The sequence below is a fragment of the Micromonospora fiedleri genome (assembly GCF_016774385.1).
Classification (GTDB): Bacteria; Actinomycetota; Actinomycetes; order Mycobacteriales; family Micromonosporaceae; genus Micromonospora; species Micromonospora gifhornensis.
Genome location: NZ_JAETXL010000006.1, coordinates 288579 through 308097, shown reverse-complemented (window position 1 = coordinate 308097; position 19519 = coordinate 288579). Strand labels below are relative to the sequence as shown.

The window sequence follows — 19519 nt, the reverse complement described above, 5'->3', positions numbered from 1 at the left end:
GGCCTGGGCCGCGGACCGGAGCAGGTCGGCCAGCCGGTTAAGCGGTCGTCGGCGCGGCACCGCCGGCCTCCAGTTCCAGGCTTTCGTAGCGCAGGGTCAGCGCCGCGATGGCGATCTCCTGGCTGAGGGTGTTGAGGTGTGCGCCGCGCCAGTTCGTCGGCCATGCGTTGATCAGGTTCCAGCGCAGCACCTCCGCGGTGCCGGCGGCGTCGAGCAGCACCACCGAGACGTTGCGGCGGTTCACCGTGCCGCGGGCGACCGCGTGCACCCAGTCCCACAGTTCCCGCGACGAGGTGAGGCCGAAGTGCAGGGTGACCGGGCCGTACTCGACCTGGCCGGGGATCATCCGGATCCGGTCGTTGCCCTGCTCCCGGTACGCCACCGCCGGGATGTTCACCTCCAGGCCGCTGACCTCGGTGAAGTGACCGTTGGTGACGCCGTTGACCAGCAACTTGAAGTTGTACGCACGGTACGGGTCGACCGGGGCGCCTGGCTGTGGTGTGGCCGTGGTCGGCATGTCAGCCTCCAATCGTCTCGGTCTCGGTGCCGCCGGCCCACTGGCTCAGCTTGAACACCACGAATTCGGCCGGCTTCACCACGGCGATGCCGATGTGGGCGACCACCATGCCGGCGTCGCGGACGTCGGCCGGGTTGGTCTCCTCGTCGCACTTGACGAAGAACGCCTCCTCGGGCGTACGGCCCAGCAGTGCTCCGTCGCGCCACACCCGGGTCAGGAAGGCGCCGATGTCGCGGCGGATCGAGCGCCACAGGCTGAAGTCGTTCGGCTCGAACACCATCCAGCGGGTGCCGTTGGCGATGGCCTGTTCGATGGAGATGGAGAGCCGGCGTACGTTCAGGTAGCGCCACTCGCTGGCCTCGGCCGCGAGGGTCCGCGCGCCCCAGACCCGGATGCCCTCGCCGGGGAAGTAGCGGATGACGTTGACACCCTTGGGGTTGAGCACGTCGTGCTCGGCCCGGGTGACCAGGTGGCCCAGGTCGACCGCGCCGCGTACCGGCTCGTTCGCCGGTGCCTTGTGCACCCCGCGCAGGGCGTCGGTGCGGGCCCAGATGCCGGCCACGTGCCCGCTCGGCGGGGTGAGCACCAGTTCACCGGAGAGCGGATCGCGGACCCGCAGCCAGGGGTAGTAGAGGGCGGCGTAGTCCGACTGTCGCGGCCGGTACGACACCGGGCCGCCACCACCCGATCCGCCCCCTGACCCACCGGAGCCGGGGGTGTCCGGGTCGGCGGTGTCGGCGGGCTTGGCCGGGCGGGTCGAGCCGGGCGTGGCGACCCGGGTCAGGGTGGAGATGTCGTCGATGTCCGGTGGCGGGTCGCAGATGGCGACCATGGAACGGGTGCGTTCGGCCAGGCTCAGCAGCGCCTCGTGGGAGACCGGATCGTGGAAGCCGGGCGTGGCCACGATGGAGATCTCGTCGACCGCCTCCAGTAGGTCGAGGCCGGCGCGTTTGCGGCCGGTGCCGGTGACCGAGCCGCCCTCCCCGACGTTGACCACCCAGCAGCGAGTGCCACCGTTGTCCAGGAAACCGAAGACGGCCCGGGCCAACGGGGTGCTCTCGAAGTCGTCGCCGTCGGCGTACAGGCGCAGGAAGTCGGTCCAGTTGTTCACGGCGAGGGCCTCGCCGAGGTGCGCGGTGCGGTCGGGCGCGACACCGACGAAGGCGGCGGTGCTGGTACCGGCCGGTCCGATCGGTCGGGCGGCACCGGGCACCTCCTCGACGTAGATGCCGGGTGAGAAGTAGGTGGGCATCGGTCCTCCCGGAATCGGGTCGGTGGGTCAGTGGGCCGGTGGGGCGCAGACGATGACGATGTCGGGCTCGGTCGGATCGACCTCGGCGGTGAGCACCTGACCCCGGCCGGTGAGCCGGAGTCGTACCGGGCCGGGCTGCTCGGGGTCGTGGGGTACGCCGACGATGCGGAACCGGCCGGCCGGATCGGTGCGGGTCGCGTACGCCTGACCGACGACCTCGACCCGCATGGCCGCGAGCGGCTGCTCGGCCGGGCCGACGACCCGACCGTCGAAGGTCAGCATGTCCAGTTGTCGTAGCCGCAGCGGGTGCAGGACCGGCGCGGCCGGCTGCTGCGCGGGGGTGATCTGGACCGGCACGTCGATCAGCAGTGCCGGTCGGGGCGGCGTACCGAACGCCGTCCACAGTGCCGGGTCACCGGCCTCCAGGGTCAGCGTGCGGGCACCCGTGGTGGTGGCCGCCACGAGCACCCGGTCCAGCGCCGCGAGGGCGTCCGGTCCGCCCACGGCGAGCAGGTAGCGGACGGTGAACCGGTAGGGTTCGGCGCCGCCGCTGCCCCGGGTCTGCCGGACCGGCCGCAGTTCCAGCGGCCAGAGGGTCAACCGTCCCGGATCGGTGTCCGGCCCGGGCGGGCCGACCGGAACGGCGGCGCCCGCCGCCCCGGCCAGCCACGCCGCCAGCTCGGCGGTGGCGCCCTCGATCGGCCCGGGGTCGCTCATCGCGGTGGTGTCCCCTGGATGCGGTACGCGATGGCCTCGTTCCACACGTGCGGGTAGACGCCGATCTCGAAGTACCGGGTGAACCGGTTGATCGGCGCGCCCGCGTGGTCGTGGTAGAGCAGCCACACCGGCGCGATGGTGAACAGCACGTAGTTGGCCACGACCAGCGGGATGTAGAGCGGCCCGAGCAGTCGGGCCTGGAAGACGTGCACGTCCTCGTGCCGTTGGATGCCGGGACCGGAGCCGGCGCAGACGGTGCCGAGCGTGGTGGCGTACCGGGGGGAGACCCCCTCCAGCACGTTGACCCGGCAGCTGTGCTGGGAGGTGGCGCGGTCCAGGGAATGACCGAACAGCAGGTGTACGGCGAGGTAGAGCGCGCCGACCAGGGTGTTCAGCAGGCTCCAGGTGTGGTCGACCACGAACAGGAACACCCCTCGCGCGTCGGGTCCGTAGACCTGGGCCGAGGTGATCGCCCAGCCGAAGACGCCACCGACCAGCAGGCCGAGGACCGCGCCGACGAGCAGCCCGACCGGGCCGCCGACGAGTTGACCGAGCACCGCGCCGGCGGCGACGTGGACGGCGGCGCTGATGATGCCGAAGACCATGACACTGCTCCGTTCAGGCCCAGGAGCGGACGAAGCGGGGCTCGTTGCCCTGCGCCAGTTGGATCGGCGTCGCCTGCCGGTTGCCGGGCGGCAACTGGTTGATGCCGAGCGCGGCGGAGAAGATGACCAGACCGTTGAAGAACGCGATGATCCACTTCTCCGAGCCTGCGTCGGTGGCGAAGGCCGCGGTGAGGTACGACAGCGCGAGCGCGATGCCCAGCGCGATCCACTTGCGCGCCTTGTCGGCGCTGGGGCCGATCAGGCCGCCGATGACGTTGGTGGTGAGCAGGGTCGCGGCGCTCGCGCCGGTGAGGCTGCCCAGCGCGGCCCAGGTGAAGAGATCGTTCATGGCCGATCTCCCTTCGATGCGCGATGGTGCGGGGTGGGGAGGAGAGTGTCGTCCGCCGTGTCCGGGCGGGCGTGGCCGGCCAGGTCAGCCGGCACCCGGCGAACCGGGAATCGTGGTGCGCGGCGCGGCCGCAATGGCGGTGCCGTCAGTGGGTTCGACGGTCGTGGTGGCGTCACCGGCCCCACCGCCGTCGGTGGTCGTGGTCACCTCGCCGGCCGCGCTGGCGTCGGTGGCTTCGGTGGCCGTGGTCGAGTCGCCGGCCGTGCGGGGTCGGCGCAGCAGCAGGACGACCAGCAGGGCGACCAGCAGCAGGACCACCGCGCCGGCGGCGATGAGCAGCCACGGCGGCCCGCCGGCGGCGTCGGTGCCCGCGGCGGCGGCGGACGGTCGGGGCGGCGCCTCGGCCACGGCACGTAGTTCGGCCGGCTTGGGTTCGTTGGGGTTGACCCGCCAGGTCACCGTCCGGTCGTTGACCTGGCCGCCGGCGTTGACGTCGAGGACGCGGCCGGGGAAGGTCACGGCGATCTCGAAGGACATCAACAACATGAATCTGACTTGATTTTCCGGGTCCTGCTCGGCCACTTTTCCGCCGTACTTCTTCGGATCGAGCGGCAGGGTGAAGACGTAGCGGTCGTTCGCCCGGACGATGCGCAGACTTTCGCTGTCGAATTGATCGAGAGGCACATTCTGGTAGTTGATCTGAAAACCGAAGTGGGTGTCCGTCGCGTACGGGGTCTCGGGGCCGGGCGGCAGCGCGGGAATGTTCTGCCGAAGGTCGGCGAAGCCCTGCTCGACGGTCTTGTTGTTCAAGGTCAGGACCTTGCGCTCGGCGGTCAGCAGGAGCTGCCCGCTGACCGTGTCGTCGGCCTTCACGGTGAGCCCGATGTTGAGTTGCATGCAGCCGGAAAGGGCCGCCAGCAGGACGAGGCACACCATACCGTGGAGTGTCCTGATGCGCCCGGACCCACTTCTCATGGGCACAGTGTGTGCGCTTTCCGTCCGACCCATCAGTCAGCGATCAGTCATAAGCAAGTCGCCGATCTTACCGGTGGTCGGTCACATTTACCCGAGGGTGCAAAGCGCGGGAATCGATATTCTGAAGGGTTGCGGGTGCGTCAGGCGGTCTCGCGTAGCACCAGCGACGACGGGAACAGGGTCACCGGCGGTGCCGCACGCTGCTCCAGCACCATGCTCGCGGCCGCCTTGGCGATCCGCCGTACCGGGTGGCTCGCCGTGGTCAGCGCGGTCACCGAGGCCAGCGGGATGTCGTCGAACCCGGTCACCGCGACGTCGGCGGGCACCCGGACACCGTCGGCGCGCAGCTGGTCGATCACGCCCAGCGCGGTCGCGTCGCTGATCCCGACGATCGCGTCGGTGTCCGGCCAGCGGTGCAGCACCTCCCGGGCGGCCTGTCGGCCGCGCGCCGCGCTGAAGTCCCCGACCACCTCCCGGGCCGGCAGGCCGGCCTCACGCAGCAGCGCCCGGTACGCCTCCACGGAGCGGCGGGAACAGGCCAGCCAGGCCGGGCCGGTCACCATCGCGATCCGTCGGCGGCCGGCGGCGTACAGGTGACGGACGATCGCGCTGGTGCCGGCGCCGTTGTCGATGTCCACCGACGGTACGGCTGTCGAACCGATCCCGATCGAGGCGGTCCGCCCGTAGAGCCGGCGCGGCACCACGTCGAGCAGCGCTTCGGTGGTGTTGACCAGCACCAGACCGGCCACCGCGCGATCGTCGGCCAGCCGGGCGAGCTGTCCCGGTTCATCCAGCGGCACCCACGCCACCGTCACCCCGAGCCCGTACGGGGCGCAGACCTGCGCGGTGGTGCTGACCACCTGGTCGAGGTAGCTGTCGTCGAGGACCGCCGGCGAGGCGCCCGCCACCGCCACCAGCAGACGTACGCCGGCACCCCGGACCAGCGCCCGAGCCGCCGCATTGGGCACGTAGCCGAGCCGGTCGGCGGCGTCGCGTACCCGCTCCCGGGCGACCGGTGAGGCGAAGCCGCTCTCGGCGAGGACCCGCGATGCCGTCGACCGGGACACCCCGGCCGCCCGGGCGACATCCTCCAGGGTGGCGTGCCGTCGTGCCGTCGTCATGATGTGCTCCCCGTTGCCTGTCCTGCCCCGTCGTGCGGGCGTCCGAGCGCATCATGCCTCGCGGGAGGGGCTGTCGGTAAGGACCGGGGAGGATTGTGCTGGTAGCGCTCCCAGGTGTGGGATCGTGGCGAAGGTCAGCACCAGGAGAGGAACGCGAACAGGTGGATCCCAGCGCCATCCCCACGGCCCCGCCGATCAGCTCCGGCCCGTCCCGTACCGTGTTGGCCGCCCGCAACGGCGTGGCGGTGGTGTTCGCGCTCAACGGGCTGGCCGTGGCCACCTGGTTCGCCCGGGTACCGGCGGTCCGTGACGGCCTCGACCTGACCCCGGGGCGCCTCGGGTTGCTCCTGCTGGCCATGTCCGCCGGCTCGATCGTGGCGATGCCCACCGCCGGCCTGGTCACCCAGCGCCTCGGCACGGCCCGCGCGGTGGCCTTGTCCACGCTGATCCTGACGATCGGGCTGACCGTCGCCGGGGTGTCGGCCAGTGTCGTCGAATCGTTGCCCGGGGTGGCACTGGGCCTGTTCGCCATCGGTTACGGCACCGGCAGTTGCGACGTCGCGATGAACATCGAGGGCGCGGCCGTGGAACGGCGACTCGGGCGTACGGTGCTGCCCCGCTTCCACGCCGCGTGGAGTCTCGGCGGGGTGGCCGGTGCCGGCATCGGTGCGGGCGCCGCCCGGCTGGGTGTGTCGATCGCCCTGCACCTCACCGTGCTGGCCGCGCTGGTGCTGGTCGGTACCCTGCTCGCCGTGCGGGCCTTCCTGGCGGTCGAGCCGGAGGCGGAGCCCACCACCGCGGCGGACCGTCGCCGTCGGCTGTTCGCCGCCTGGCGGGAGCCCCGCACCCTGCTCATCGGTCTGCTGGTGCTGGCGGTGGCCTTCGCCGAGGGCAGCGCCAATGACTGGCTCGCGGTGGCCTTCATCGACGGGTACGGCTTCAGCGAGGCGGCCGGCGCGGCGGTCTTCGGCCTCTTCGTCGCCGGCATGACGGTGGGTCGCACCCTCGGCACGGTGGCCCTGGACCGGTGGGGACGGACGCCGGTGCTGACCGTCACCATCGTGCTCGCCATCGTCGGGGCCGCCACGGCGGTGCTGGCCGGCTCCGGCCCGATCGCGGTGTTCGGTGTGCTGCTGTGGGGCCTGGGGGCCTCGCTGGGTTTCCCGGTCGGCATGAGCGCCGCCGCCGACGAGGAGGAACACGCCCACGTCCGGGTCAGCGTCGTGGCGGTGATCGGCTACACCGCCTTCCTGGCCGGGCCACCCCTGCTCGGCATGCTCGGCGACCAGATCGGCACCCTGCACGCCCTGCTGGTCGTACCGATTCTCCTGATTCCCACCCTCGCCCTCATCCCCGCCGCCCGCCCCCCAGCCCGCTGAGTCGAGATCCTGGTACGAAACCGCCGCTCCAAGCGCTTTCGTACCAGGATCGGTCGGTCACCGGACGGCGACCACGGCGGCGTCGGGGCCGGCGCGCCAGAGGGTGCCGACCTCGGTGAAGCCGGTGGCGGAGAGGGCGGCAAGGTGCCAGGAGACGGGCGGATTCCACTCCGGGCTGTGACCGGTCGGGTAGATCGCCTGGCGCTGGCGTACGAGCGGGCCCAACGTCTCGTCCTGCTCGGCCTGCTGCCACCACTGCGACCAGGACAGGGCGGCGCCGGCGGCGTGCCGGGCCGTGCGGCGTTGTCGCGCCCGGGCCAGCAGCCGCCCGGTCAGCTCCGGCAGGCCGTCGTCGGGCATGTGGTCGGCGTTGACCAGCAGGCCGCCGGGGCGCAGCAGGTCACGCACCTCGGCGTAGAGATCGGCCAACCGCTCGGCCGGCAGCCAGTGCAGCGCGGTGGCGGTGAGCACCGCGTCGTAGTGCCGGTGGGGCAGCGCGGTGTGCCAGTCGGGGCGGCCGAGATCGGCGGTGACGATGCGGGCCCGGTCACCGAGCGTGGCGGTGGCGAGGGCGAGCAGGGCGGGGTCGAGATCGACAAGGGTCAGTTCGGCGTCGGGAAAGCGGCGCAGCGCGCGCAGTGAGATGGTGCCGGTGCCCCCGGCCAGGTCGAGCAACCGGGGCGGCGCGGTGTCGCGGATGGCGTCGACCGCGTCGAGCATGGCGGCGAAGCGCTGCTCCCGATCCGGCAGGTACGCCTCCTGCTGTCGGTCCCAGCTCTCCTGCCAGGCGTCGATATCGGAGATGTAAGTGCTCATGGCCGGACACGCTACTTACATCTCACGGACTCTGTCCAGAGTTGTTGCCAAGGATTTGCAATAGAGAGAGAATGGCGGGGCGATGATCCTGGGGCCGTCGGCGGATGCCGACGGCCCCTGCCACCGGCGATAACATGGTCGCCCGAGGGCGGGGCCCGCCCGACCGCACGGCCTCAGGAGTCAGGTGGAACCGCAGCGCACCGCCGCGCACGAGATGTTCGACGCCGACGTGGCCTCGAACCGGCTCGGCATCGAGTTGATCACGGCTGCGGACGGTGCCGCGGTGGCCCGCATGCGGATCACCGCCGAGATGGTCAACGGACATCGCATCGCCCACGGCGGTTTCGTGTTCCTGCTCGCCGACACCGCTTTCGCGCTCGCCTGCAACAGCCACGGGCCGGTGACCGTCGCCGCCGGTGGCGAGATCACCTTCGTCCGTCCGGCGCACGAGGGTGACCTGCTGCTCGCCCGCGCCACCGAACGCACCCGGTACGGGCGCAGCGGGATCTACGACGTCACGGTGACCCGCGAGGACGGGCAGGTGGTGGCCGAGTTCCGGGGCCACAGCCGATCCCTGCGCCCGGGCCCGGCCCGACCCGACCCGTCGGAGCAGTCCAGCGCCGGAGCGGCCGCCGGCCGCCGAGGCTGACCCACCGGCCCGAACCCGCCCCGCCGCACGCCCTTCCTCCGGCCGGCCGGCTTCCGCCGCACCGCCCGCCTGGCCGGTCCCGGTGGCGATACCGGCCCGACCGGCTTCCCCGGCGATGCCCGCCCGACCGGCTTCCGCGGGGATGCCGGTCCGGTTGGCCACCGTGGCGAGGTTGGCCCGGCGGGCGAATGCGGCCTGCAGGGCGCGGGTCAGCCGGGCGGCGGCGACCTGGCCCAGCACCGGATCGGCGAACCGGTGCCCGCCGGTCGGCAGCGCCACGAGCAGACCCGCCCCGGTCAGGTCGGCCAGCGCCCGTTCCGCCTGCTCCGTCGACCAGCCCACCATGCGGGCCAGTTGCGTCGCCGAGCAGCGGGGCGAGGCGGTCGCGGCCATCAGGGCGACCCGCAGCGGATCGTCGAGACGGTCCAGCCGGGCGTCGACGATCCGGCGCACGCTCTCCGGCACCGGGGGAGGGGCTGGCGCGTCGCCGTCGAGCGCGTCCACGTACGCCCTGGCGTATCCGGGGTTGCCGCCGACGAGCGGGATCAGGTGCCGTACCAGCGAGATCGGCCGTCCGGCTCGGCGCAGCAGCCGGTGCAGCAACCGGCCGGTGGTCACCGCGTCGAGTGGACGCAACGGCACCGAGGCCCATCCGGCGACCTCGTCGGTCCCGGTCGCGACCAGCGCCAGCGGCAGGCCGTCGGCCGTGGCCTGGTCGAGCAGCAGGTTCAGTTGGTGACGCAGCGCCGGCGCGGCCCGGTCGAGATCGTCGACGGCCACCACCACCGGTTGCCGCCGGGCCAGGCTCAGCAGCACCTCCCGCCAGCAGGCCGCGGCTCGGACGCCGGTGATGCCGGGCGCACCGGTCACCGCAGCTGTCGTCGCCGCCAGGCACTGCGCCGACACCTGTCCGTGCAGGGCGGCGGACAGGCGGCGGCGTACCGTCGCGGCGTCGTCGGTGTCGCGGACCCCGGCAAGCCCGCGCAGCAGGTCCACCAGCGGAGTCAGCGGACCGTCCGGGTACGGCGGGCAGGCCGTCACGCACCAGCGCACCGCGGCACCCTTCACTGTGGGAGTGCTGCGGATCAGTTCGCGGAGCAACCGGCTGCGGCCCGCCCCGCGCGGCCCGGTCAGCAGTAGCCGCCGTGGACCGGTTCCGCGTACCGCCTCGGTCAGGCGTTCGCGGGCGACGGCCAGCTCGCGACGTCGACCGAGCAGCGGGCTGTCGGCCGGGGGCAGTTCCGGACGCAGCGTGCCGGTGGCCAGCCAGATGTCGATCGGCACGTCCTTGCCGGCCACCGTCACCGCCGGCATCGGCTGCTGGGCGATCAGGCCGGCGACGGCGCGGTGCGTGGCCGCGCAGAGCGCCACCCCGCCGTGCGGCGCGTACCCCTGCAACCGGGCGGCCAGCGTGATGACCGCGCCGCTGGCCACGCCGTGCCCGCCGTCGTGCCCCATCCCGAGGTCCACCACCGCCTCGCCGGTGGCGACCCCGACCCGCACCCGCAGCCCGGGGGCCAGGGTGGGGGTACGACGGTCGAGCGCCCGCTGGATCTCCAGGCCGGCCCGCACCGCCCGGTACGCCTGCCACCCGTCACCGGTGCGCGCGCCGAACAGAGCCATCACGGCGTCGCCGACGTACTTCTCCACCGCCCCGTCCCAGCGGCGCAGTACCCGGGCGACGGTGCCGAAGTAGACACGTTGCAGGGCCCGGACATCCTCCGGGTCGAGTCGGTCGACCAGCCGGGTCGACCCGACGATGTCGACGAAGAGCACGGTGACGGTCCGCCGCTGTTCGGTCACCGACCAGCGCAATCGGCTGGTCGGTCCGTAAGCACGGACGATGGTGGACATTGGCATCGGACGCACCCGCCTCTCCCCGCGTGGGTCGACGTTGCGGGGAGACTGTCACCGCAGGTCTGACCGGCGGATCGGCAGAACGACGTATGTCGGCCGGGCGCAACCGGTTGGTCGCAATGTCGACGCGAGGTGGGGGACAGGGGTGCGGCGGCGGTAGAACGGGAAGGGCGGCTGTGACTAGGCTGCGAGCCATGGCCAGCGACGTGGACAGCACACCGCTCGTCGGTCGGGCCGACCTGGTGGCGACGGCGCGCGCCGCGCTGCTCGACGATGTGGCGCCGGGAAGCACGGCTGCCGTCTTCCTCACCGGTGAGAGCGGGGTGGGCAAGACCCGACTGCTCCGCGAGCTCGGCCAACGGCTGGGCGACGCGGGTGCGCTGGTGCTCACCGGCTCCTGTCTGGACATCGGCGACGCCTCACCCCTGCATCCGCTGCGGCAGGCGTTGCGTCGTCTCGACGTCGACCTGCCTCCGGCCGCCGCCGCCTCGGTCCGCGCGCTGCTGGCGATGTTCGCCGAGGACGCGGCGAGCCCGGACGGCGCGGGCGCGCTGTTGGAGCGCGTCGCCCGGGGGTTGAGCGTGATCGCCGGCGGCCGGCCCGTGGTGCTGGTCCTCGACGACCTGCAATGGGTCGACCGGACGACCCGGCAACTACTGCTGTATCTGCTGGCCGGCCTCGGCGACCTTCAGCTGTCGGTGCTCGCGGCGGTGCGTTCGGAGTCCCTGCAGGGGGCGCATCCGCTGCGCCGGGTGCTCACCGAGCTGCGTCGACTGCGCTCGGTGCAGGTGCTCGACCTCGCCCCGCTGGACCGGGCCGCCGCCGAGCAGCTCGCCGCCGCGGTGGTGGGTCGGCCGCTGCCTCCCGAGGCGGTCGAGCGGTTGTGTCAGCGCAGCGGCGGCAACCCGTTCGTCGTCGAGGAGCTCGCCCGGGATCTGCGGGACGGCCGTGACGGGCTCTCCGACACCCTGCGCGAGGTCTTCCTGGCCCGGGTGGACGCGTTGCCGCAGCCGGCGCACCGGGTCGTGCACGCGGTGGCCGCCGGGGTGGAACCGGTCGACCACTGGCTGCTCGCCCAGGTGGTCGGACTACCCGAACAGGACCTGCTGGACGCGATCCGGGCGACCGTGGCCCACCGGCTGGTGGTCAGCTCCCACGACGGCTACCGGCTGCGGCACCGACTCGTCGCCGAGGTGCTGGAGGACGAGCTGCTGCCCGCCGAGCGGGCTCTGCTGCACCGCCGTTACGCCGAGGCGTTGACCGCCGCGCCGGGGGAGTTGCACCAGGCCCGGCTGGCCCACCACTGGCGGCTGGCCGGCGAACCGCAGCGGGCGCTGCCGGCGGCGGTGGCCGCCGCGCAGGAGGCGGAGCGGCTGTACGGCTACGCGGAGGCGCACCGGCACTGGTCGGTCGCGGTGGAGCTGGCCGAAGGGCTGCCCGACGCGGAACGGGCGACGCTGCTCAGGCATGCGGCCGAGGCCGCCCACCACTGCGGCGAGTACGCCCGTGCGCTGGCCCTGCTGGAGAAGCTGGCCGCCATCGACGTCGATCAGACGGCCTGTGAGCTGCACATCCGCCGGGCCCGCTACCTGGCGGCGGCCGGCCGCTCGGCGTTGGCCGAGGCGGAGTACCAACGCGCCCTCGACGCGGCGGACTGCAGCTCCCGACAGCGGGCCACAGCCGCCGCGCACCTGGCCGAGCTGCTGCTGCAGCTGGGCCGGTACGCCGACGCCGGCCAGTGGGCCAAGGAGGCGCTGAGCCTGGCCGAACAGGCCGAAGACGCCACCACGGAGGTGGTGCTGGCCAGCATGGCATTGGGCTTCTCCGAGGCGTACCGCCAGGATCCGGACGCCGGGCTGGCCGTGCTGCGTCGCGCGCTGGCGACCGCCGAACGCGCCGGCCGGCCCGAAGACGTCGCGCTGGCCTATCTGCACCTGGCCGAGCTGCTCACCGGGCCGCTGAACCGCATGGAGGAGGGGGTGGTGGTGGCCCGCCGGGGCGCCGAGCGGGTGGCCGAGCTGGGGCTCGGTCGCAGCTACGAGACCCGGTTGCTGGCGATCGCCACGAACGGTCTGTTCCGGGTCGGGCAGTGGGCCGAGGCGGAGAAGGTGGTGGCGGCGGCGCTGCGACATCGCCCCTCCGGCACCGACGCGGTCGAGCTGCTGCTGGCCCGGTGCCGCCTCTCGGTGGGCTACGGCGACATCGAGGCGGCCGACCGGGACCTCGACGCGGTGGCCACCATGCTGGCCGGTGGTGGTGCCCGGCACGTGATTCCGCTGCTCACCCTGCGGGCCGGGCTGGCCATGTGGCAGGGCCGCCACGACGTGGCCCGGCACGCGGTGCAGCGGGGGTTGACCGAGACCCGCTCCGACGACCTGGTCATCGTCGCGGTGCTGGTCTGGCACGGTCTGCGTGCCGAGGCGGAGGCGAAGGCCAGCCGCACCCCCGTCGACGACAACGCGGTGCGCCGGTTGCGGCAGATCGTCGACCGGGTGGCCGAGAAGAGTGTGCGCGCGGCCCAGCCGGTACGCGACGTGGTCGACGGCTATCTGGCGCTCTGCGCCGCCGAGGTGAGCCGGCTCGACGTGACCGATCCGGACCTGTGGGCGCGGGCCGCCGCGGAGTGGGACCACCGCAACCATCCGTATCCGGCGGCGTACTCGCGACTGCGTCAGGCGGAGGCGTTGCTGGCGCGTCGGCGGCGTACCGCCACGGCGGGCAAGCTGCTGCGGCAGGCGTACCAGACGACCCAGGGGCTCGGCGCGGTGCCGTTGACCGAGGAGATCCGTACCCTCGCCGGTCGTGCCCGGGTGACGCTGGAGGACGCCGGCCCGCTGGGGGCACGCGAGCCGGACGGTGACGGTGGCGCGGAACTCGCCGCGCTGACCGCCCGCGAGCGTGAGGTCCTGGCCGCGGTGGCCGAGGGGTTGACCAACCGGGAGATCGGCCAGCGGTTGTACATCAGCGAACGGACCATCGGCGTCCACGTGTCGCACATCTTCGACAAGCTTCAGGTACGTACCCGGGTCCAGGCCAGTGCCATCTTCCTACGTAGTCAGGCGTAGGTGTCGGATAGGTAGTTCTACTGATGTCGTGCGGGGGCCCTCCTGAAAGGCTGAGCCCGGCGCCGCAAGGGCACGGCGGCGGCGACGATCAGCGTGGAGGACGACATGAGCGAGCGGGTCTGGGGGCCGATACACGGGGACATCGTCGACCTGCTCGCCGACCACCCGACGGACGTGCCGGCGGTGGTCGACCACCTGACCAAGCTGCAGGACATGCTGGTCCGGCTGCCTCCGCTGCTGGAGAGTTGCCCGCTGGCCGACTTCAACAAGCTGTACCTGACCATCACCACAAGCGTGCTGGACGGCCTGTACGCCGACCGGTTCGTCGACCCGGCCTTCCTGTCCCGACTGGATGTCGAGTTCGCCGCCCGCTACTTCGACGCGCTGCGGCTGTGGACCGACTCCAGCCCGGGCACGCCCAAGGCCTGGTCCTGTCTGTTCGAGCGGATGCGCGGCCCGGACGCCCGGCCGCTGCCCTCGGCGGCGGCCGGAGTCAACGCGCACATCAACTTCGACCTGCCGTTCGCGCTGGTCACCACCTTCGCCCACCTGGAGTCCGAGCCGGTCGACGGAAGTGACCAGCACCGCGACTACCTGGAGATCAACAAGATCTTCGCGGACAAGATCCCCGGTCTGCGCCGGGGCTACCTGGAGCGGTGGCAGCTGCTCATCGACATGCTCAACGGGGAGATCGACGACTGGTACCAGGGCGAACTGATCGGATACACGCGCGACGTCGCCTGGCGCAACGCACAGCGGGTCTGGCGGTGCCGGCACGACCCGCACCTACACGAACGCGAGCGTAAGCGGCTCGACGAAACGGCCGCGGCGCTCGGTCGGTTGCTGCTCTCGCCCCTGGGGGCGTTTCTGCAGTAGCCGGGGACGGGGGGTCCCCGCGCCCGGCCCGTGGGCGGGGCGCGGGGGCGGTCCGGCAGCCGGGGGGCATCGCCAGGATCGGACCAGGGGGGAGCAGGGGGTCGGCCGGCCCGGGGGGTGTCGGCCGGCCTCCTGCGGGTACGCCGCACCCATGACCGCTGTGTCCCGGCGCCGTCCCGCAGCACGGCCCCGACCTCGCCCCTCCGCCCCGGCACGTCCCGCCCGACCGGGAGACCGTGCCGGCCGGGGAGCCCGCGGATGAGCCGGCGACGCTTCGAGTTCCGCTTCGATCCACCGTGGCGACCCGTGCTGGCCCTGCTCGGTGTCCGGCCGTCGACGGCCTGGGTCGACGTCGACGCCGACGAGGTCACGGTGCGCTTCGGGCCCTGGCGGCTGCGGACCACCCGGGACAACGTCACCGGGGTCCAGGAGAGCGGCCCGTACCGCTGGTGGCGGGCGATCGGCCCGCACCTGTCGGCCGCCGACGTCGGTGTCACCTTCGGCAGCAGCACCGCGCGGGGACTCTGTATCCGTTTCGGGCGACCGGTGCCGGCCCTGCTGCCCGGCCGATGGCTGCGCCACCCTGCGATGACGGTGACCGTCACTGATCCGGACGCCCTGGCCCACGCCCTCGCGGCGGCACCCGACGGCGGTGTCGGCCGGCTTTGACCGTTTTGTCGAGGTGGTGTTCGGCGACCGCCTACGGTCGGGGCAGTGAGTGGGGGAGGGCGGGCCAAACATGGGGGACGGGACCAGAGCGCGACGTGGCCGGGGCCGCCGGGGGAAGCTGTCCGGCACACCCGAGCCCGCGCTGCGTGCCGCCCGCGACCCGACCCGGCCGGGCGAGCGGGCCGGTCGACGGGTCGCCGTGCCCGAGCACGTGGCGGTGCGTCCGCCCGGTCCGGCGGTGCCGCCGAGCCGGCTGCGTCGGTGGCTGCTCATGCACCAGGTGCAGCCGGTCGGTCCGGAGACCGCCGAGGGGCATTCCCGGTCGCATGCCTGGTGGCGGGTGATGTGTCTGACCGGCGTCGACTACTTCTCCACCCTGTCGTACCTGCCGGGCATCGCGGTGCTGGCCGCCGGGGCGCTCTCCCCGCTGGCGACCCTGCTGATCGTGGTGCTGACCCTGTTCGGCATGCTGCCGATGTACCGCCGGGTGGCCCGGGACAGCCCGCATGGCCAGGGCTCCGTGGCCATGCTGGAACGGCTGCTGCCGTTCTGGCGGGGCAAGATCTTCGTGCTGATCCTGCTCGGCTTCGTGGCCACCTCGTGGATCATCACGATCACCCTCTCCTCGGCCGACGCCACCGTGCACATGTTGCAGAACCCGTACCTGCCGGCGGCGTTCGGCGGGACCACCGTCGCGGTCGTGGTGACCGTGGTGCTGCTGCTGATCCTGGGCGGGGTGTTCCTGCTCGGGTTCCGGGAGGCGGTGGCGGTGGCCGTACCCCTGGTCGCCGTCTTCCTCGCCCTGAACGCGGTGATCGTGGTGGTCTCCCTGGTCGAGATCGCCGGTGACCCCCGGGTGCTGACCGACTGGACCACGGCGTTGACCGCCGGCGGCGGACCGGGGCAGTTGGCGTTGACCGCGGCGCTGGCGTTCCCGCTGCTGGTGCTGGGACTCTCCGGCTTCGAGACCGGGGTGAGCATGATGCCGCTGGTCGCGGGGGAGGGGCCGGACGCGCAGACCCGGTTGGCCGCCCGGATCCGCAACACCCGACGGCTGCTCACCGCCGCCGCGTTGATCATGTCGGTGTACCTGCTGTCGACCACCTTCGTCACCACGCTGCTCATCCCGCCCGAGGAGTTCGCCCCGGGCGGGGCGGCCAACGGGCGGGCGCTGGCCTACCTCGCCCACGAGCACGTCGGCGAGGCGTTCGGCACGGTCTATGACCTCAGCAGCGTGCTGATCCTGTGGTTCGCCGGCGCCTCGGCGATGGCCGGTCTGATCAACATCGTGCCGCGCTACCTGCCGTCGTACGGCATGGCGCCGGATTGGGCGCGGGCGATCCGGCCGGTGGTCATCGTCTACACGGTGATCTGCATCGGCCTGACCGTTCTCTTCCGCGCCGACGTCGACGCGCAGGCCGGGGCGTACGCCACCGGGATCCTGGCGATGATGGTCTCCGCCGCGGTCGCGGTGGCGATCGCCGCGCTCGGCCGTCGCCAGCGCGCGACCGCCGCCGGCTTCACCGTGCTCACCCTGGTCCTGCTGTACGCGTTGGCCGAGAACGTGCTGACCAAGCCGGACGGCATCGCCATCTCGGGCCTGTTCATCCTCGGCATCATCGCCGTCTCCCTGGTGTCCCGGGTCAGCCGGACCACCGAGCTGCGGGCGGAACGGGTGGAGTTCGACGAGGCGGCGCGGCGGTTCATCGCCGACTCGGTGGCCCACGACGGTCGGCTGCACGTGATCGCGCACAAGCGGCGCAGCGGCGCGGTCAAGGAGTACACCATCAAGGAACGGGCGCAGCGGGGGCAGAACCCGGTGCCCGGCGCGACCGACGTGCTGTTCCTGGAGATCGACGTGGTCGACCCGTCCGGGTTCCGGCACGTGCTGCGGGTCCGTGGGGTCGAGGTGGGCGGCTACCGGGTGCTGCGGGCCAGCAGCCCGGCCGCGCCCAACGCCATCGCCGCGGTCCTGCTGGCGCTGCGCGACGCCACCGGCGTACGTCCGCACGCGCACTTCGAGTGGTCGGAGGGTAACCCGATCGCGCATCTGCTGCGGTACCTGATCCTGGGCCGGGGCGACACGCCGCCGGTGGTCCGGGAGATCCTGCGCAAGTCCGAGCCCGATCCCTCCCGCCGTCCCGGTATCCACGTCGGCGGTTGAGCCCTCCGGTCCGGTTCGCGGCCAGGACAGCAACATGAAGGCGAAAGGCGTACTTATTCACTTATGCCGGATTTCGGCCCTTTGTTGGTCGTACGTTGCCTCTGGTGGCTACCGCGAGGTCAGCCGCTCCGCGCCCGATTCGGCGCGGCTCTGTTTCGCACACACGAGAGGCAGGAACCCTCATGTCCACGTACCTCGGGGGCCGACAACCGGCCCGACGCGGGCGCCGAACGCCCTGGTACCTGGCCGGCGGGCTGGCGGCCGGCAGCCTGGTGGCCGCGGTGGCGGGTCTCGGCGGCGCTGCCGCGTCGGCCATCGACCGGGACACGCCCGCGCCGGCCCCGGGCCGGCCCGCCGCGCTCGCCGCCGACAACGGACCCTGGGACGCCGAATCGGCGGACCGGGACAAGCAGGACCGGGACAAGCAGGACCGGGACAAGAAGTGGCAGCGTCCCGACGACGCGCAGCGCGGCGGGCCCGGAAACGGTCGACCCGACGAACCCGAGGGCCGGCGTAGCGGGGGCAACGGGCGTGCGCCCCAGCACAAGGCCGTGCAGGTGCCCTGTGACTCCACGCGGCTGATCGCCGCGCTGGTCCGGGTCAACGCCGAGGGCGGCGGCCTGCTGCGGTTGGCCGACAAGTGCACGTACACCCTGACCCACGCCTTCCAGCAGGCCGACGAGTACGACGGTGGGATCCGCGACGCCCGGGAGGCCGCCGACGCCGCCGAGAACCCGGGTGACGCCGAGGCGCCGCCGCGCAACCCGGCGCACGACACCGCCGGCCTGCCGGTGATCTACCACGCGATCACCATCGAGGGCTCCGGCGCGACCATCTCCCGTGGCGTGCACGCGCCGGACTTCCGCTTCTTCACCGTCCGCGACGGCGGCGAACTCACCCTGCGCGACGTGACCCTGCTCAACGGCCGGTCGAAGGCCGAGGGTGGCGGCATCCACATCGTGCACGGCGCGACCGCCGTGGTCGAACGGGTCACCGTCGCCAACAGCACGTCGCTGTCCGCCGACGGTGGCGGTGGCGGCATCTTCAACGACGGCAACCTGCGCATCAGCGACAGCACGCTGGTCGGCAACCGGGCCGCCGGCACCGAGGGCAAGGGCGGGGGCCTGCTCAACGGTGGTGTCATGAGCATGTACCGCACCGAGTTCCGGCACAACAGCGCCGTCAGCTACGGCGGCGGGCTGGCCAACTTCCGCGCCGCCGGGGACGTGTACTCCTCTACGTTCGTCCGCAACAACGCCGCGCAGGGTGGCGGACTGGCCAGCTTCTCGGCCCGTACCAAGGTCTTCGACAGTCTGGTCGCCGGCAACAGCGCCCAGACCGGCGGTGGCCTGGCCAACTCCGACGCGGTGCTGGTGCTCGGTCAGCTGACCGTCCGGGACAACCTCGCCACCGTCGCCGGTGGCGGCATCTCCACCGTGCAGGGCCTGCTACCGATCGACGACAGCGTGATCAGTGGCAACACCACGCGCGGCAACGGCGGTGGCGTCTACGCCGCGAAGTCCAACCTGCTCGTGCGCGGCACCGACGTGAAGGGCAACGAGGCGGTCGGCAAGAAGTCGCAGGGCGCCGGGCTCTTCGTCACCGCCGGCACCAGTTCGGTGTACCGCAGCCTGATCGTCGGCAACCGGTCCACGGTCAAGGCCGGCGGCATCCAGGCCGAGCGGGCCCAGATCAAGATCGACGATGACAGCATCGTCGTCGACAACAGCCCCACCAACTGCCTGGGCAGCAAGGTTCCCGTCGCGCACTGCTTCCGCTGAGCGAGGAGCAACCCGACGACGCTGCGTTCGGCCTCCGGCCGCCCCGGTCTCGACGACCGGGCCGTGCGAGGGGCTGGACGCAGCGTCGTCGTACCGGGTCACTGCGAGGGCTCGGGCAGTTCGCAGTCGACCTTCGGGTTGGCGCCGACGTAGTTGAGCGGACCGGCGGCGATGGTCACCAGGATCGTGCCGACCTCGGCGCAGTTGGCTTCCTCGTCGCTGTAGTAGCCGCGCTGACCCGCGGCGATCGCGCCGATGACGAGCCAGATCACCACGAGGACTCCGAATATCGACGTGCCACGCATGGCTTCCTCCACGGTCGGGGGTGCTAGCAGGGTGTCCCGGCCATGTACCCCGTCGCGCTCTCCCACTAACGACGGCCGGGGGCTACCACGGTGGCGAGGGCACCTCGGGCGGGCGACCGCGGCTGCGCCGGACGTCGGCCAGGGCCACCCCGGCCAGCACCAGGACGGCGGGGTACGGGGCGGCAGGGTGTGCGTCACCAGGTTGAATCCGGCGGCGGTGACGACCACCCCGGCGACCATGAGCAGATGTGTGAAGGGCGCGGACTTCAGGAAGCGGCCCGGAAAGCGTGCGGCCTTGATGGAGCCGGGCAACAGCTCCCCGGCCTTGTACACGTAGATCTGCCACAGCAACAGGGTGGTGATGAAGGCGATCACCAGACTGGCGGACGCCCAGGCCGGGCACCGGATAGGCCAGCCAGAGA

At 72.5% G+C, this 19519-nt stretch carries 15 protein-coding genes and 2 pseudogenes; 7 read left to right on the top strand and 10 right to left on the bottom strand.

What is annotated here, in order from left to right:
- Window positions 1-37: 37 nt before the first annotated feature.
- From JMF97_RS18505 to JMF97_RS18475, 7 genes are all read right to left on the bottom strand, one after another.
- The gene (locus JMF97_RS18505; protein ID WP_013734524.1) at window positions 38-517 is read right to left on the bottom strand and encodes a phage tail protein; all 480 of its coding nucleotides are present in this window, start codon (window positions 515-517) and stop codon (window positions 38-40) included.
- A 1-nt stretch (window position 518) separates the two neighbouring features.
- Window positions 519-1769, bottom strand: a complete 1251-nt coding sequence (locus JMF97_RS18500) for a phage tail sheath subtilisin-like domain-containing protein (protein ID WP_203222683.1) — start codon at window positions 1767-1769, stop codon at window positions 519-521.
- A gap of 27 nt (window positions 1770-1796) precedes the next feature.
- A complete protein-coding gene (locus JMF97_RS18495; protein ID WP_203222682.1) occupies window positions 1797-2486 on the bottom strand; it encodes a carboxypeptidase-like regulatory domain-containing protein in 690 nt (229 codons plus the stop codon).
- The gene (locus tag JMF97_RS18490; RefSeq protein ID WP_203222681.1) at window positions 2483-3091 is read right to left on the bottom strand and encodes a glycine zipper family protein; all 609 of its coding nucleotides are present in this window, start codon (window positions 3089-3091) and stop codon (window positions 2483-2485) included. The genes JMF97_RS18495 and JMF97_RS18490 overlap by 4 nt, the downstream gene beginning before the upstream one ends.
- Window positions 3092-3104: 13 nt before the next feature.
- The gene (locus JMF97_RS18485; RefSeq protein WP_203222680.1) at window positions 3105-3440 is read right to left on the bottom strand and encodes a hypothetical protein; all 336 of its coding nucleotides are present in this window, start codon (window positions 3438-3440) and stop codon (window positions 3105-3107) included.
- A gap of 84 nt (window positions 3441-3524) precedes the next feature.
- Window positions 3525-4376, bottom strand: coding sequence for an LppM family (lipo)protein (locus tag JMF97_RS18480; RefSeq protein WP_203222679.1), 852 nt, complete (start codon window positions 4374-4376; stop codon window positions 3525-3527).
- A 179-nt stretch (window positions 4377-4555) separates the two neighbouring features.
- Window positions 4556-5536, bottom strand: coding sequence for a LacI family DNA-binding transcriptional regulator (locus JMF97_RS18475; protein WP_203222678.1), 981 nt, complete (start codon window positions 5534-5536; stop codon window positions 4556-4558).
- A 161-nt stretch (window positions 5537-5697) separates the two neighbouring features.
- On the opposite strand from JMF97_RS18475, the gene JMF97_RS18470 reads away from it, so the two are divergent.
- Window positions 5698-6915 carry an MFS transporter gene (locus JMF97_RS18470; protein ID WP_307816974.1) on the top strand — a complete coding sequence of 406 codons (1218 nt, stop codon included), beginning with the start codon at window positions 5698-5700 and terminating at the stop codon, window positions 6913-6915.
- Window positions 6916-6972: 57 nt separating this feature from the next.
- On the opposite strand, the gene JMF97_RS18465 is transcribed toward JMF97_RS18470, so the two are convergent.
- The gene (locus JMF97_RS18465; protein ID WP_203222677.1) at window positions 6973-7731 is read right to left on the bottom strand and encodes a class I SAM-dependent methyltransferase; all 759 of its coding nucleotides are present in this window, start codon (window positions 7729-7731) and stop codon (window positions 6973-6975) included.
- 214 nt (window positions 7732-7945) lie between these two features.
- Between JMF97_RS18465 and paaI the strand changes: the two are divergent.
- A pseudogene (paaI, locus tag JMF97_RS31360) lies at window positions 7946-8308 on the top strand (hydroxyphenylacetyl-CoA thioesterase PaaI); the annotation flags it as partial.
- A gap of 762 nt (window positions 8309-9070) precedes the next feature.
- Here the strand turns inward: paaI and JMF97_RS31355 are convergent.
- Window positions 9071-10234: pseudogene (locus JMF97_RS31355) on the bottom strand (adenylate/guanylate cyclase domain-containing protein); the annotation flags it as partial.
- A gap of 197 nt (window positions 10235-10431) precedes the next feature.
- Here JMF97_RS31355 and JMF97_RS18455 point away from each other — a divergent pair.
- The 5 genes from JMF97_RS18455 to JMF97_RS18435 all read left to right on the top strand — a co-directional run bounded on the left by JMF97_RS18455 (window position 10432) and on the right by JMF97_RS18435 (window position 18792).
- A complete protein-coding gene (locus tag JMF97_RS18455) occupies window positions 10432-13302 on the top strand; it encodes a helix-turn-helix transcriptional regulator (protein WP_203222675.1) in 2871 nt (956 codons plus the stop codon).
- A gap of 105 nt (window positions 13303-13407) precedes the next feature.
- Window positions 13408-14178: a DUF5995 family protein gene (locus JMF97_RS18450; RefSeq protein WP_013734513.1), complete on the top strand. Its 771-nt coding sequence runs from the start codon at window positions 13408-13410 to the stop codon at window positions 14176-14178.
- Between the two features lie 258 nt (window positions 14179-14436).
- The gene (locus JMF97_RS18445; RefSeq protein ID WP_203222674.1) at window positions 14437-14847 is read left to right on the top strand and encodes a hypothetical protein; all 411 of its coding nucleotides are present in this window, start codon (window positions 14437-14439) and stop codon (window positions 14845-14847) included.
- A gap of 70 nt (window positions 14848-14917) precedes the next feature.
- A complete protein-coding gene (locus JMF97_RS18440; RefSeq protein ID WP_203222673.1) occupies window positions 14918-17011 on the top strand; it encodes an APC family permease in 2094 nt (697 codons plus the stop codon).
- Between the two features lie 182 nt (window positions 17012-17193).
- Window positions 17194-18792, top strand: a complete 1599-nt coding sequence (locus JMF97_RS18435) for a hypothetical protein (protein ID WP_203222672.1) — start codon at window positions 17194-17196, stop codon at window positions 18790-18792.
- A gap of 98 nt (window positions 18793-18890) precedes the next feature.
- On the opposite strand, the gene JMF97_RS32380 is transcribed toward JMF97_RS18435, so the two are convergent.
- Window positions 18891-19472, bottom strand: a complete 582-nt coding sequence (locus tag JMF97_RS32380; protein ID WP_412101358.1) for a low temperature requirement protein A — start codon at window positions 19470-19472, stop codon at window positions 18891-18893.
- Window positions 19473-19519: the final 47 nt, after the last annotated feature.